Annotated in this window: 12 protein-coding genes; 3 read left to right on the plus strand and 9 right to left on the minus strand. The window is 64.6% G+C overall.

The window, feature by feature from the left end:
* Nucleotides 1–38 precede the first annotated feature (38 nt).
* The 4 genes from NG698_RS14385 to NG698_RS14400 form a co-directional block, all read right to left on the minus strand.
* Nucleotides 39–1523: a rhamnulokinase gene (locus NG698_RS14385; RefSeq protein WP_252610639.1), complete on the minus strand. Its 1485-nt coding sequence runs from the start codon at nt 1521–1523 to the stop codon at nt 39–41.
* A complete protein-coding gene (locus tag NG698_RS14390; RefSeq protein WP_252610641.1) occupies nt 1520–3565 on the minus strand; it encodes a bifunctional aldolase/short-chain dehydrogenase in 2046 nt (681 codons plus the stop codon). The genes NG698_RS14385 and NG698_RS14390 overlap by 4 nt, the downstream gene beginning before the upstream one ends.
* Before the next feature lie 3 nt (nt 3566–3568).
* The gene (gene rhaI / locus NG698_RS14395; protein ID WP_252610643.1) at nt 3569–4735 is read right to left on the minus strand and encodes an L-rhamnose isomerase; all 1167 of its coding nucleotides are present in this window, start codon (nt 4733–4735) and stop codon (nt 3569–3571) included.
* Between the two features lie 91 nt (nt 4736–4826).
* Nucleotides 4827–5174, minus strand: a complete 348-nt coding sequence (locus NG698_RS14400) for an L-rhamnose mutarotase (RefSeq protein WP_252610646.1) — start codon at nt 5172–5174, stop codon at nt 4827–4829.
* A 150-nt stretch (nt 5175–5324) separates the two neighbouring features.
* On the opposite strand from NG698_RS14400, the gene NG698_RS14405 reads away from it, so the two are divergent.
* The 3 genes from NG698_RS14405 (at nt 5325) to NG698_RS14415 (ending at nt 8430) form a co-directional block, all read left to right on the plus strand.
* Nucleotides 5325–6356 (plus strand): LacI family DNA-binding transcriptional regulator, encoded by a 1032-nt coding sequence (locus NG698_RS14405; RefSeq protein ID WP_252610648.1) that lies wholly within the window; start codon nt 5325–5327, stop codon nt 6354–6356.
* A gap of 107 nt (nt 6357–6463) precedes the next feature.
* Entirely contained in the window at nt 6464–6928 is a 465-nt protein-coding gene (locus NG698_RS14410; protein WP_252610650.1) for an iron chaperone, read from the plus strand.
* A gap of 107 nt (nt 6929–7035) precedes the next feature.
* Nucleotides 7036–8430: an FAD-binding oxidoreductase gene (locus tag NG698_RS14415; protein ID WP_252610652.1), complete on the plus strand. Its 1395-nt coding sequence runs from the start codon at nt 7036–7038 to the stop codon at nt 8428–8430.
* A gap of 60 nt (nt 8431–8490) precedes the next feature.
* Here NG698_RS14415 and NG698_RS14420 read toward each other — a convergent pair whose 3' ends face one another.
* From NG698_RS14420 to NG698_RS14440, 5 genes are all read right to left on the minus strand, one after another.
* A complete protein-coding gene (locus tag NG698_RS14420) occupies nt 8491–9162 on the minus strand; it encodes a DUF1961 family protein (RefSeq protein ID WP_252610654.1) in 672 nt (223 codons plus the stop codon).
* Complete coding sequence (locus NG698_RS14425) at nt 9163–9903, minus strand: rhamnogalacturonan acetylesterase (RefSeq protein WP_252610657.1); 741 nt, start codon at nt 9901–9903, stop codon at nt 9163–9165.
* Nucleotides 9904–9953: 50 nt separating this feature from the next.
* Entirely contained in the window at nt 9954–10826 is an 873-nt protein-coding gene (locus NG698_RS14430) for a carbohydrate ABC transporter permease (protein WP_252610659.1), read from the minus strand.
* Nucleotides 10826–11842: an ABC transporter permease gene (locus tag NG698_RS14435; protein WP_252610661.1), complete on the minus strand. Its 1017-nt coding sequence runs from the start codon at nt 11840–11842 to the stop codon at nt 10826–10828. The genes NG698_RS14430 and NG698_RS14435 overlap by 1 nt, the downstream gene beginning before the upstream one ends.
* A gap of 83 nt (nt 11843–11925) precedes the next feature.
* The gene (locus NG698_RS14440; protein ID WP_252610663.1) at nt 11926–13455 is read right to left on the minus strand and encodes an extracellular solute-binding protein; all 1530 of its coding nucleotides are present in this window, start codon (nt 13453–13455) and stop codon (nt 11926–11928) included.
* Nucleotides 13456–13502: the final 47 nt, after the last annotated feature.

A 13502-nucleotide genomic window follows, 5' to 3' on the forward strand; every position in this document is an offset into this window, starting at 1 on the left:
TCCTGTCGCGCTTGATAGGTGCTGCTGGGTGGCGGGTGCTACAGCCGCGAAAGCTGCGGCGTGAACGTCTGCAGCTCGTGCGAAGACACCACCAGTCGGCGCAGTTCCGTGAGCCCCCCGCTGACGTGCCCGGCAGCACGGGCCTGGACCAGGACATTCCCGAGGGCGGTCGCTTCCACCGGCCCGGCCACCACTTTTTTGCCGGTGGTGTCGGCCGTGAGTTGGCAGAGGAGTCTGTTTTGGGATCCGCCGCCCACGATGTGGACGATGTCCACGGTGCGGTCTGCCAGGCGTTCGGCGTCCGCGATGGTGCGCGCGTAGCCCGTGGCGAGACTGTCCATGATGCAGCGGGTGATGGCCGCGGGGTCATCAGGCAGTTGTTCCCCGGTGTGGCGGACTGTGGCGCGGATGCGCTCCGGCATGTTGTCCGGGGCGATGAAGGCGGAATCGTCCGGATTGATCTGCGGGCCACCCGGAGGCAACGCCGCTGCGGCGGCCAGCAGATCAGCGAGTTCCGGGATGAAGCCCTCCGCGGCCCAGGTCCGCTGGCATTCGCTGAGCAGCCATAGCCCGCCCATGTTCCTCAGGTAGCGGATAGTGCCGTCCACGCCGCGCTCGTTGGTGAAGTTCGCTGCCCTGCTGGCCTCGGTCAGGACCGGCTGATCCAGTTCCAGCCCCACCAGAGACCAGGTGCCCGAGGAGATGTACGCGAAATTCTCTTTCTCAGACGGGACGGCGGCGACGGCGGAGGCGGTGTCGTGCGAGCCGACGGCCACCACCTTGGTGCCGGCCGGCAGACCCACCCTGGACGCGATCTCCGGCAGCAGCGTGCCTACGGTTTCGCCGGGCTCGATCAGCGGCGGGAACAGGTCTTTGGGCAGGCCCAGGGCGGTGAGGAACTCGGAGGCCCACTCCCCCGCGACGGCGTCAAACAGACCTGTGGTTGAGGCGTTGGTGGATTCCGTGCGGCGCTGTTCCGTCAGGAAGAATGCGATGAGGTCCGGGATCAGCAGCGCCTGCAGACCGTCCAGATCCCGCTCCGTGGCCAGCTGGTACAGGGTGTTGAACTGCAGGAACTGCAGCCCGGTAGTGCCGTAAAGCCGGGCAGGGTCCAGTTTCCGGTGCACGGGCGCGACGGCGGCGCGGCTGCGGTCATCGCGGTAGCTGAACGGCTGCGCCGTCAGCTCCCCGGCGGCGTTGACGAGGCCGTAGTCCACCGCCCAGGTGTCGATCCCGATGCTCATGATGGTCTCGCCCTGCACGGCCGCCACGGTGGCGGCGGCGCTCAGGCCCGCGAGGACCTCGGCGAACAGGGCGTCGAAATCCCAGCGGAGGCCGCCGTCGAGCTCCACCACACCGTTGGGGAAACGGTGCACCGTTTCCAGCTCCACGATGGAACCGGTGATCCGGCCAAGGATGACCCGGCCGGAGGAGGCACCGATGTCGACGGCGGCGAACACGCTGCGGGCGGAAGTACCGCCGCCGTCGACACCGCCCTGTGCATGGGATGCGGTTCTGCTCATCGGAGGAAGGCTGCTGCCACGCCGGCGTCCACGGGGATGTGGAGTCCGGTGGTGTGGGACAGTTCGGCGCTGGTGAGGACGGCGGCGGCGTTGGCCACGTTCTCCGGCAGGACTTCGCGCTTGAGCAGGGTGCGCTGGGCGTAGTACTTGCCCAGTTCCTGCTCGTCCACGCCGTAGACCGCGGCGCGTTTGGCGCCCCAGCCGCCGGCGAAGATGCCGGAGCCGCGGACCACACCGTCGGGGTTGATGCCGTTGACGCGGATGCCGTATTCGCCCAGTTCGGCCGCGAGAAGCCGGACCTGATGGGCCTGGTCAGCCTTGGTGGCCGAGTAGGCGATGTTGTTCGGGCCCGCGAACACGGAGTTCTTGGAGGAGATGTAGATGATGTCTCCGCCCATGTCCTGGCCGATCATGACTTTCGCGGCGGCCTTGGAGACCAGGAAGGAGCCCTTGGCCATCACGTTGTGCTGCAGGTCCCAGTCCTTCTCGGTGGTTTCGAGCAGCGGCTTGGAGATGGACAGGCCGGCGTTGTTGACCACCAGGTCCAGGCCACCGAACGCCAGCACCGCCTCCTGGATCGCGGCTGCGATCTGCGCTTCGTCGGTCACGTCCGCCTGGACGCCGATGGCGACGTCCGCGCCGCCCAACTCCGCGGCGACGGCCTGGGCGCTCTCCAGGTTCAGGTCGGCAATAACTACGCACGCGCCGTCGGACGCCAGCCGGGTGGCGATCGCCTTGCCGATGCCCGACGCCGCGCCGGTGACCAGCGCGATGCGGGAGGCGTGCGATTTCGGCTTCGGGAGGCGCGCGAGCTTGGCTTCCTCGAGGGACCAGTATTCGATCCGGAACTTCTCGGATTCCTCGATCGGGGCGTAGGTGGAGATCGCCTCGGCGCCGCGCATCACGTTGATTGCGTTGAGGTAGAACTCGCCGGCGACACGGGCGGTCTGCTTGTTCGCTCCGTAGGAGAACATGCCCACACCCGGGACCAGCACAATCGCCGGGTCGGCGCCGCGCAGCGCCGGGGAATCCGGTACCGCGTGGCGGTGGTAGTAGGCCTGGTAGTCCTCGCGGTAGGCAGTGTGGAGTTCCTTCAGCCGGGCGATGGAGTCCTCGATGGAGGCGTCCGCAGGCAGGTCCAGGATCAGCGGCTTGACCTTGGTGCGCAGGAAATGATCCGGGCAGGAGGTGCCCAGGGCACCCAGGCGCGGGTGCTCGGCCGCTGCCAGGAAGTCAAGCACGACGGCGTCATCACTGACGTGCCCCAGCTGCGGTTTGTCCGTGGAGGCCAGGCCGCGGATCACCGGTGCCAGCGCGGCGGCCTTGGCTTTTCTTTCCGCTTCCGGGAGCGCGCCATAGCCGGCCAGCTTGGCACCGAAGGGTTCGGCTTTGCCGTTCTCCTCGATGAACTTCTCGGCCTGCTCAATGATCCACAGCGAGTTGGCCTCGGCTTCTTCGCTGGTGGAGCCCCAGGCGGTGATGCCGTGCCCGCCGAGGATGGTGCCGATGGCCTGCGGGTTGGCGTCCTTGATCGCGGCGATGTCCAGGCCGAGCTGGAAACCGGGCCGGCGCCACGGAACCCATAGAACCTTGTTGCCGAAGATCTTGGTGGTCAGGGTCTCGCCGTCCACCGCGGTGGCGATGGCGATCCCGGAGTCCGGGTGCAGGTGGTCCACGTGCGCGGCGTTCACCAGGCCATGCATGGCGGTATCGATCGACGGTGCGGCGCCGCCCTTGCCGTGCAGGCAGTAATCAAACGCGGCCACCATCTCGTCTTCGCGCTCAACGCCCGGGTAGACATTCCTCAGCGCGTTCAGCCGGTCCAGGCGCAGCACCGCGAGGTTCCCCGCTTTGAGTGTGCCGAGGTCTCCTCCGGAGCCCTTGACCCACAAAAGCTGGACATCCTCACCCGTGACCGGGTCCTTCTCCGTGCCCTTGGCCGAGGTGTTGCCACCGGCAAAGTTGGTGTTCCGCTTGTCCGCACCCAGGCGGTTGGAACGGCTGATGAGGTCCTGGACTGTCTTATTGATTCCCGTAGTCATTGCTTAGGCGCCCCATCCGGCTTGCTGGCCGCCTGCGCGGTCCTCGTTGATCTGTTTCTGGTAACCGCTGGCCTTGAAGGCGGCCATCGGGTCCGCGGGCAGCCCGCGGGATTCACGCCATTCGGCCAGGATGGGCCGGACGTCCGTGTAGAACGCGTCGTTGAACAAGCCGTTGGCGGCCAGGACATCCCCGGACCGCTGGGCCTCGCTCAGGGCTGCGGTGTCCACCAGCAGGGCGCGGGCCGTCATCTCCTGGACGTTCAGGACCGAGCGGATCTGGCCCGGGATCTTCTCCTCCAGGTTGTGGCACTGATCCAGCATCAGCGCCACACCGGAATCCTTGCCGAAGCCGCCGCCACGGATTACCTCGTACATGATCCGGAACAGCTGGAACGGATCCGCGGCCCCCACGATCAGGTCATCGTCGGCGTAGAAGCGGGAGTTGAAATCAAAGGAGCCCAGCTTGCCCAGGCGCAGCAGCTGCATCACGATGAACTCGATGTTGGTGCCCGGGGCGTGGTGGCCGGTGTCCAGGCAGACCATCGCCTTATCGCCCAGCGCCAGGGTCTGCGCGTAGGAGGTACCCCAGTCCGGAACGTCGGTGTGATAGAAAGCCGGCTCGAAGAACTTGTACTCCAGGACCAGCCGCTGGTTCCCGCCCAGGCCCGCATAGATCTCCTGCAGCGACTCGGCCAACCGGTCCTGGCGTCCGCGAAGATCGTCCTGGCCCGGGTAGTTCGTGCCGTCCGCCAGCCAGACCTTCAGGTCCTGCGAGCCCGTGGCATGCATAATCTCGATGCACTCAAGGTGATGGGCGATGGCCCGGCGCCGCACCGACCCGTTCGACGACGTCAAGGAACCGAACTTGTACTCGTCATCCTGGAACGTGTTCGAGTTGATGGTGCCCAGGCCTACGCCCAGGCCGGCCGCGTACTCCTTCAGGACGGCGTAGTCATCCACCTTGTCCCACGGAATATGCAGGGCCACAGTGGGGGCCAGGCCGGTCAGCTCGTGCACCTTCGCGGCGTCCGCGATCTTCTCCTGCACCGTCCGCGGCGTGCCCGGCGTGCCGAACACCTTAAAGCGCGTGCCTGAATTTCCATAGGCCCACGAGGGGACCTCGATGGCAAGCTCCCCGAGCCTGCCCAGCGCCGTTGCTACGTCATTCATGTTGGTTTCTTCCCGGTCCTTAGTGATGTGGCCTGTTGTGCTGTGGTGTTTAGTGATGTGGTTCTTGCGGCCCGCCAACGGGGCCAATGCGTCAGCTGCGGGTGGACTCCGCCACCGCGAGCTGGTGGTCAAGATTGAAGACTTCGTCAAGAACCTGAAAACCTTCGTCGGGGGCCTGGCCCGGATTGTCGAACAATGTGGCCATCTCGGCCTGCCAGCGGGCATTGACCTCGGTCAGCGCCATCCGCGCCCGGACGGCGTCGAAATCGTCGCATTCGACATAGCCCACCAGGAGCCCGTCCGCGCCCAGGAACAGCGAGTAGTTGTTCCAGCCGGCGTCTCTCAACGCACGGAGCATCTCCGGCCACACGGCAGCATGCCGGCGCCGGTATTCGTCGATCAGCTCTGGCTGGACCGAGGAGCGGAAACACACCCTCATCTGCAACTCTCCTGAACATCCCAAACTTTGAATCGTTTCATTGTTACGATTCAAAGTACTCTTGAAGTCAAGTAGGTGTCAAGCAATTTCCAGACCACAATCCGGGACTACGGGAAAAGTGCTGCACGCGGCATATCAGCACGGAGAAACATGAATCGCTCAGCCAGCATTAAGGACGTCGCCAACCACGCAAGCGTGGCCGTGGGCACGGTGTCCAACGTCCTGAACTACCCGGACAGGGTTTCCCAGCGGACCAAGGAGCGGGTCCTGCGTGCCATCAACGAGCTGGGCTTCGTCCGCAATGACGCCGCCCGCCAGTTGCGCGCCGGTCACAGCAGGACCATCGGGCTGATCGTGCTCGACGTCGGCAACCCCTTCTTCACATCGGTGGTGCGGGCCGCCGAAGACGCCGCGGCACTCCAGGGCAGCGCCGTGCTCCTCGGCGACAGCGGCCACAACGCCAGCCGGGAATCCAACTACATCGACCTGTTCCAGGAACAGCGCGTCCAGGGGCTGCTCATCTCCCCCGTCGGCGACGTCACCGACCGCCTCGACCAGCTGCGTGAGCGCGGCGTGCCCACCGTCCTGGTGGACCGGCTCGCCGATGAGAGCAAGTACAGCTCCGTCTCAGTGGACGACGACGCCGGCGGGTACCTCGCTGCCCGGCACCTGCTGGACACCGGCCGCCGTCGGCTCGCCTTTGTGGGTGGCCCCGCCTCGATCCGCCAGGTGGCGGACCGCCTGCAGGGCGCGCAGCGCGCCGTGCAGGAGGAACCGGACGCCACCCTGGAGGTCCTGGATTCGGACGGCCAGACTGTGCTGGCCGGTCGGAGCGTGGGCAACATGCTCGTGGAGCGTGGGCTCGCGGACCTGCCGGATGGCATCTTCTGCGCCAACGACCTCCTGGCCCTGGGTGTGATGCAGTCGCTGACCATGACGCACAGGCTGAGGATTCCCGAGGACATTGCGCTGATCGGCTATGACGACATCGACTTTGCCGTCTCCGCGGTGGTACCCCTCTCCTCCATCCGGCAGCCCACCGAGGCGCTGGGGCGCACGGCTATCGAGCTGTTGGCCGAGGAACTCGACTCCAACACTCCAAAGCACCGGGCCGTCATCTTCACCCCCGAACTGGTGGTCCGGCAGAGCACCGCCCCGGCGAAGGGATCCTTCGCCGGCTAGGGATCTCCGCTTCGAGCAGTTATGGATTCGAGCAGTTCTGGAGAAGCCTCCTTGACGCCCGGACACTAGCGTGGACCCCAAGAGACCGCCAAGGAAGGAAACCCGCAATGACGGACACGAACAAGACCGGCACGAGCGCCAAGTCGTACGACGGCTTCGATGCAGACGAACGCGCCGCAATGAAGGAACGGGCCCAGGAGCTCAAGACGGCTACACGGCGCGGATCACGCGGCGCCAATGTTGATGGGGAGAGCGACGTGCTTGCGAAGATCGCCGAGATGCCGGAACCGGACCGCGTCATGGCGGAGCGGATTCATGCCATCATCAAGGCCAGCGCCCCGGAACTCACACCAAAGACCTGGTACGGAATGCCCGGGTATGCCAAGGACGGCAAGGTTGTCTGCTTCTTCCAAAGCTCGCACAAGTTCAAGACCCGGTATTCAACCCTCGGCTTTAACGACGTGGCCGGCCTAGACGACGGCACCATGTGGCCAACCGCCTTCGCCCTCACGGAGCTCACGGCCGAGGACGAGACAAGGATCGTCGAGCTCGTGAAGAAGGCGGTCGGCTAGCGGCTCAGCTTGCCCCGGACGGGGACGCCCGAGCTCCCGCAATTTCCTCTTGCCAGTTCGTGCCAACGGTGGGACTCTGCTGGAAGAGCGAGAGGTCCGTGAGTCCCATGGCACAAAGCACGGAAATCGACGGCGTTGCTGTCGATGAATTACAAACAACCTTTCGGGGCGACCTCGTCCGTCCGGCTGACGCTGGTTACGATGAGCACCGCAAGGTGTGGAACGGATCGATTGATCGCCGTCCCGCACTCGTAGCCCGCTGCACCGGCGTCGCAGACGTGCGATCTGCCATCCGGTTCGCCCGCTCGCACAATCTGCTGGCCGCTGTGCGCGGAGGCGGACATAGCTTTCCCGGGCTGTCAGTGTGCGACGACGGAATGCTCATCGATCTCGGGCCCATGAAGGGCATCCGCGTGGACCCCGAGGCTCGGACGGTCCGCGTCCAGGCCGGCGTGCTGCTCGGCGAACTCGATCGCGAGACGCAGGAGTTCGGCCTCGCCGTCCCGTCGGGAATCGTCACGCATACCGGGGTTGCGGGCCTCACGCTGGGCGGCGGCATCGGCTGGGTCATGCGCAAGCACGGACTCACCATCGACCAGCTGCTGTCTGTGGACGTGGTCACCGCGGACGGCGAACTGGTCAGGGCCAGCGAGGATCAGAACGCCGATCTCTTCTGGGGCGTGCGGGGCGGCGGCGGGAACTTCGGCATCGTCACCGACTTCGAGTTCCGGCTGAACCCAGTGGGCCCCTACGTTATGGCTGGTCCGGTCTTCTGGCCGATGGAAGATGCCCCCGAAGTGCTCCGCTTTTACCGGGACTGGATCGCGGACTGTCCCGACGAGCTCATGACTATCGCCGTGCAGCGGAGGGCCCCGGCACTGCCGATCGTCCCGCCAGACCTGGTGGGCAAGCGCGTCCTTGCGGTCACGGCCTGCTTCGCGGGACCGGTCGAGGAGGGCGAACGGGTCCTGCGGCCGCTCAAGGAATTCGGTTCGCCCGTGCTCGATTTTTGCCGGCCCAAGCCATTCCTGGAGCATCAAAGGACGTTTGATCCGTCGTTCCCGCACGGCTGGCATTACTACGTCCGGTCGTGCGACGTCGCGGCCCTCAGCGACGACGTCATCGACGTCATGGCTGAGTACGGCAGCCGCATTACCTCGCCAGTCACCAGCGTCGCCCTGTGGCAGATGGGCGGTGCGGTGGGAAGGATCGACGACGGCGCTACCGCCTTCAACGGCCGCCAGGCCGGGTTCACGTTCAACATCAACGGCAACAGCAAGACCGCCGACGGCTTCGATGCCGAGCGCCAGTGGGCCCGGGACTATTGGTCTGCCCTGGCGCCCCACCACACCAGCGTCTACGTGAACTTCCTCATGGAAGAGGGCGAGGAACGCGTCAGGCATGCATACGGCGCCGCCAAGTACGACCGGCTCAAGGCACTCAAGCAAAAATACGACCCAACGAACTTCTTCAGGCTCAACCAGAACATCAGGCCTGACTGATGACCTTGCTATTGGATCGGAGAACGTCATGCTCAAAACCTTGGATGTGACGAGCCCCGGTCAGATTTTCTGCACTCTGAGGTTCCGGTAGGCGGCCTTCAGCGGTGCCATCTGGCGGAAGCCGATGCGGCCGCCGCCCAGCACTTTGTCCGACGGGTCCCACCATTCAAAGAGCGGCAATCCGTTGATGGCGAAGGCCACACGAGGTCCGTCCTTCACCACTTCCATCCGGTAGAAATCCACCGCATCCTCGGTAGGCGGCAGCGGATCCGCGCCCTGGGCCACCAGATCAAAGCCGGCGCTTTTCCGGAGGTTGCAGGTACGGAAGGCCCGCTCGGACTCGTATTTGTGCCGGAAGTAGGACACGTGCAGGGCGTCGATATCGCCGGAGTGGTACTGCGGGTAGTAGCCCGTCCGCGGTTCGAGTCCGGCCGAAAACAGGTCTTGGCCGCCGTGGCCCGCGGCTGAGAAGAACAGTATGGCCAGGCCCGGCTCCGCGATGGGCAGGAACTCCCAGCTGATCCGGATGCCGTCAGGGAACTCCTCGGGGCACCAGAGTGTCCAGTGCGCGTGGTCGCCGAACTCTTCATCGTCCAGCGAGCCGGACAGCTCAAGCGCACCGTTGTGGCTTCCCGTGCTCAGCGGCCCTTCCGCCACCCAGCCAGACAGGTCCGCCGGGCCGGCGAGGGGGTTGCTGTAGAGCAGCCCGGTGCTGGCTTGCCGCGCGCCCACCTAGCCCCGCCTCGCCGTCGTGAGCACCGCCGTCGGAAGTACCGCCGTCGCGCTGTCCTGGGAGCCCGCCCCGCCCGGGCCGAAGCCGAGCCGCCCAAGCTGGGCGGCAACCTCCGCCGCCACGAGGGACGCACCGCGCTGGGAGAAGTGCGTATTGTCCGCCAGCCCTGCCGGCCAGAACGCGTGCTCGCCCGATCCGAACTGGCAGAACAGGGACTGCGATTCCGCAACCCCCAGCTCCACATACAGCGCACGCGTCCAGGCGTTTAGGTCGACGGCTGGCAGCTGCAGCTCAAGCGCGAGCTCCCGGACCACGTCAGGGTAATCCTCCAGGCTGTCCTCCAGGACGCTGTCCACGCTGGAGTGTCCAGCCGGCCCGCCCAGGAAGTGCCGGCGCTCCACCGACGTGCAGAGCACCGGCACAGCGCCCAGGTCACGGACCTCCGCCACCATGGTGCGCAGGTTGGCGGCGTAACCCGTCCTGGCCGCGAGGTGGACCTTCTTCTGGTCGTTGTGCCCGAACTGGATCAGGACAAGGTCGCCCTCCGCCGCGGTTTCGAGCAGCTGCCCCCAGAGCCCTTCCTCGCGGAAGGACTCCGTGCTGGCACCGCCCTTGGCGAAGTTGTGCACCGCGGCCCAGGAGTACACGTGGCGGGGCAGGTGCGCTCCCCAGCCACTCATTGGGTACTCGTAAGTGGGGCAGTTTGCCACCGTGGAATCTCCGGCGAGCAGGATTTTCATGCTGTTGCTTTCTGTTGGTTACCAGACACCTCAGGGTGCGGCCAGGGCCGTCAGCCCTTGACCGAGCCGATGAGCATGCCCTTGGCGAAATGTTTTTGCAGGAAGGGGTAGAAGATGAGGATGGGCAGGGTGGCCACCACGATTACGGCGAACTTGATGCTTTGTTCGGGCGGGATGTAGTTGGGGTCCACGTTGCCGGTGCCGAGGAGGTCGGAGGAGGCGGTGACCTGGCGCAGGTACATCTGCAGCGTCCATTTGGAGTTGTCGCTCAGGTAGAGCAGCGGTGACATGAAGTCGTTCCAGATGCCCACGGCGTAGAACAGCGCGAACGTTGCGAGGACCGGTTTGGAGAGCGGCAGCAGGATCCGCCAGAGGATTCCTACTTCGGTGGCGCCGTCCATCTTCGCCGATTCCTCCAGCTCGGCGGGGAGTTCCTGGAAGAAGTTCTTGATGATGATCAGGCTGAACGGGTTGATGGCCGCGGGCAGGATCAGCGCCCAGTAGGAGTTGAGCAGGCCGAGGTCCTTGACGAGCAGGAAGGTGGGGATCATGCCGCCGGAGAAGACCATGGCGAAGACCACCAGGGACATGATGAGCTGGCGGCCGCGGAGGTTCCGTTTGGCCAGCGGGTAGGCCATGGTGACGGTCAGGACCAGCTGCACCACGGTGCCCACAACGGTGACCAGCACCGTGGTGACCAGGGCACGGATGAACGCGGGCGTGGAGAAGATGTATTCGTAGGCGCCCAGACTGAACTGCTCGGGCCAGACGAAGAAGGCCCGCCGGGTGATTTCCGCTTCGGTCGCGAAGGAGCCGGCGAACACGTAGACGAACGGCAGCAGCGTGATGATGCCGATCAGGCTCAGGAAGACGTAGTTGGCGGCGTCGAAGATCCGCCCGCCGGTGGTGTTGTGAATCTTCATTAGAACAGTCCGCTCTGGTTGAATCGCTTGGCCAGGGCGTTGGTGCCGAAGATCAGCACGATGCCCACCAGGGACTTGAACAGACCCACGGCGGTGGAGTAGCTGTAGGCGCCCTGGGTGATGCCCACGAAGTACACGTAGGTGTCAAAGACCTCAGCCACCCCGCGGTTCAAGGCGTTCGTCATGAGGTAGATCTGCTCGAAACCGGTGTTGAGCATCTGCCCGATCGCCAGGATCAGCATCACGATGATGGTGGAGCGGATCCCGGGCAGGGTGATGTGCCAGACCCGGCGGAACCGGCCGGCGCCGTCGATGATCGCGGCCTCGTACTGGTCCTGGTCCACGGTGGCCAGGGCGGCGAGGAAGATGATAGTCCCCCAGCCGGTGTTCTTCCAGATATCCTGCAGCACAATGAGCGGCCGGAACCAGGCCGGGTCGGAGAGGAAGTCGATGTCGGTGCCCAGGACGTTGTTGATGAACAGGAACAGCGGCCCGAAGTCCAGGGCGAAGAGCAGGAAGCTCAGCGACGCCACGATGGTCCAGGACAGGAAGTGCGGGATGTAGACGAGGGTCTGGACGGTTCGTTTGAGGATGGAGAGGCGGACCTCGTTCAGCAGCAGCGCCAGCACAATGGTCAGCGGGAACGCGATGCCCAGGCTCAGGAACGCCAGGATCAGGGTGTTGCCCAGCAGCCGGCCGAAGTCCGGGTTGGCGAAGAAATCCTGGAATTGCTGGAACCCCACCCACGGGCTGGCGTTCACACCCAGGAACGGAACGTAATCCTTGAACGCGATTGACACCCCGTACATCGGGGCGTAGCGGAACACCGCGAAATACAGCACGCCGGGCAGCAACAGCAGGTACAGCCATTTGTAATGCGCGAGATGGATCGAAAACTTGCCGCGCGGGACCTTCGGGGGCTTGGCGGGTTTCTTAGCTTTGCCTTGGCCGGACTCCGTGCCGGCTCCGTCGCCGGCGCCGATGTTCGAGGCCAGCGCGTCTGTCAGTTGCGACATTCAGGCCTCCTTTCTGGTGGTAAGGATCCGCCGCCGGCCGGCCCGCAGGGTGTGCGGACCGGCCGGGCGGCGCCGGAGGTCTGTTACTTGCTGTCCTGCCAGAGCTTGTTGATCTCTTCCTGGACCTTGTCGCCGCCGCTGGTCTTCCACAGTTTGATGGCGTCCTTCAGTCCTTGCTCATCGATTTGGCCGGCCAGGTACTTGATCCGGGCGTCCGCCACGATGTTGTCCAGCTGCGCGCCCTTCGCCACGTAAGTGGGTGACACGAAAGCCGCGGCCGGGTTGTAAACGGCGCTCTTCAGATCCTCGGCCATGACCTCAACGCGCTTGTCGAAGACTTTCTGCTCGTAATCCGACGCCTGCTTGACCGGGTAGAAGTTGTTGCCGGTGACGTTGGTGCCCAGCTGCGCGTAGCTCTTGATGTCCGTGTTGACGACCTTGCCCTCGGGGGTTTCGGGCTTGATGGTGGCTGCCTTGCCGTCCTCGACGGCGAAGTTCACGCCTTCGATGCCGTTGTTGAAAAGCGTGGCTACTTCCTTGCCGTTCATGGTGTTCAGGAACTCCAGCACCGTTTTCAGCTCAGCCTCGGTGCGGACGCTGGTCTTGGGAATGGCCAGGAAGCCTGAGTAACCATCGGTCGGGTGTGCGTTGAGTTCGCCGTCCGGTCCCTTGAGGTTGCCGACGAAACCCACTTTGTTTTCGAAGTCGTTGGGGTTGGCCTGCTTGAAGAGGTTGATGAGGACACTGACGCGGGAGTCGACGTCGACAATGATGCCGCCCTTGCCGTTGAAGAACGGCTCGTTCCACTTAGTGCCGTCGAACGTGGCGAAGTCGGGGTTGATGAGCTTCTCGTCCAACATCTTTTTGACGAAGCGGTTGGCTTCGAGGAACTCCTCGGTCTCGAAGCTCGGGATCAGCTTGCCGTCCTTTTCGGTCCACCGGTTACCGGCGCCGTACCATTCTTCGATGATGTCGTAGGGGCTGTTGGATCCCAGCGCACCCCATTTGGGGATGGTGATGCCCCAGGTGTCATCCTGCCCGTTGCCGTCCGGGTCCTGTTCGGTGAAGGCCTTGGCCACGTTGTAGAGATCCTCCGTGGTTTCCGGAGCTTTCAGGCCCAGCTTGTCCAGCCAGTCCTGGCGGAACATCACGGCCGCACGCATCGGTCCGCGTGCCCGAAAGATGCCGTAGACCTTGCCATTAACGCTGGCGTTGTTCTGCACCTCCGGGAAGGTGGTCTTGAGGTTGGGGTACTCGTCCAACTTGTCCGTGAGGTCCCAGAAGGCGCCGGCCTCAGCGTTCTTGACGAACCCGGGGGATTTGCTCTGGACCACCAGGACGTGCGGGATCTCAGATGAGGCAAGGGTGATGTTCATCTTGTCTTCGTAGGAGGCGTTCGGCGTCCAGGTGATGTTGACGTCCTTGCCGGTGAGTTCCTCCAATTTCTGCTGCACGGCTCCGTCAGGTGTGGGCGGCTGTGCTTCCAGGAACGGAGCCATCACGTTGATCGTTGAGAGGTCCGCCGACGGGGTCTCACCGCCCCCGCATGCAGTCAGAGTCAGTGCCGTGGCGGTCACGACGGCGGCGGCCAGGCTGAGTTTTCTGGTGATCATGTTGTTCCTTTGTCCACTTCTTCGGGGTTGGGTCCGGCAGTTCAGTT

Origin of the sequence: Pseudarthrobacter raffinosi (assembly GCF_023913735.1) — a bacterium.
Taxonomy (GTDB): domain Bacteria; phylum Actinomycetota; class Actinomycetes; order Actinomycetales; family Micrococcaceae; genus Arthrobacter; species Arthrobacter raffinosi.

Coding starts and splice junctions, on each gene's coding strand:
- NG698_RS14405 (WP_252610648.1), top strand. CDS start 5,325: ATGAATCGCTCAGCCAGCATTAAGGACGTCGCCAACCACGCAAGCGTG.
- NG698_RS14425 (WP_252610657.1), bottom strand. CDS start 9,903: ATGAAAATCCTGCTCGCCGGAGATTCCACGGTGGCAAACTGCCCCACT.
- NG698_RS14400 (WP_252610646.1), bottom strand. CDS start 5,174: ATGAGGGTGTGTTTCCGCTCCTCGGTCCAGCCAGAGCTGATCGACGAA.
- NG698_RS14390 (WP_252610641.1), bottom strand. CDS start 3,565: ATGACTACGGGAATCAATAAGACAGTCCAGGACCTCATCAGCCGTTCC.
- NG698_RS14435 (WP_252610661.1), bottom strand. CDS start 11,842: ATGTCGCAACTGACAGACGCGCTGGCCTCGAACATCGGCGCCGGCGAC.
- NG698_RS14385 (WP_252610639.1), bottom strand. CDS start 1,523: ATGAGCAGAACCGCATCCCATGCACAGGGCGGTGTCGACGGCGGCGGT.
- NG698_RS14440 (WP_252610663.1), bottom strand. CDS start 13,455: ATGATCACCAGAAAACTCAGCCTGGCCGCCGCCGTCGTGACCGCCACG.
- NG698_RS14410 (WP_252610650.1), top strand. CDS start 6,464: ATGACGGACACGAACAAGACCGGCACGAGCGCCAAGTCGTACGACGGC.
- rhaI (WP_252610643.1), bottom strand. CDS start 4,735: ATGAATGACGTAGCAACGGCGCTGGGCAGGCTCGGGGAGCTTGCCATC.
- NG698_RS14415 (WP_252610652.1), top strand. CDS start 7,036: ATGGCACAAAGCACGGAAATCGACGGCGTTGCTGTCGATGAATTACAA.
- NG698_RS14430 (WP_252610659.1), bottom strand. CDS start 10,826: ATGAAGATTCACAACACCACCGGCGGGCGGATCTTCGACGCCGCCAAC.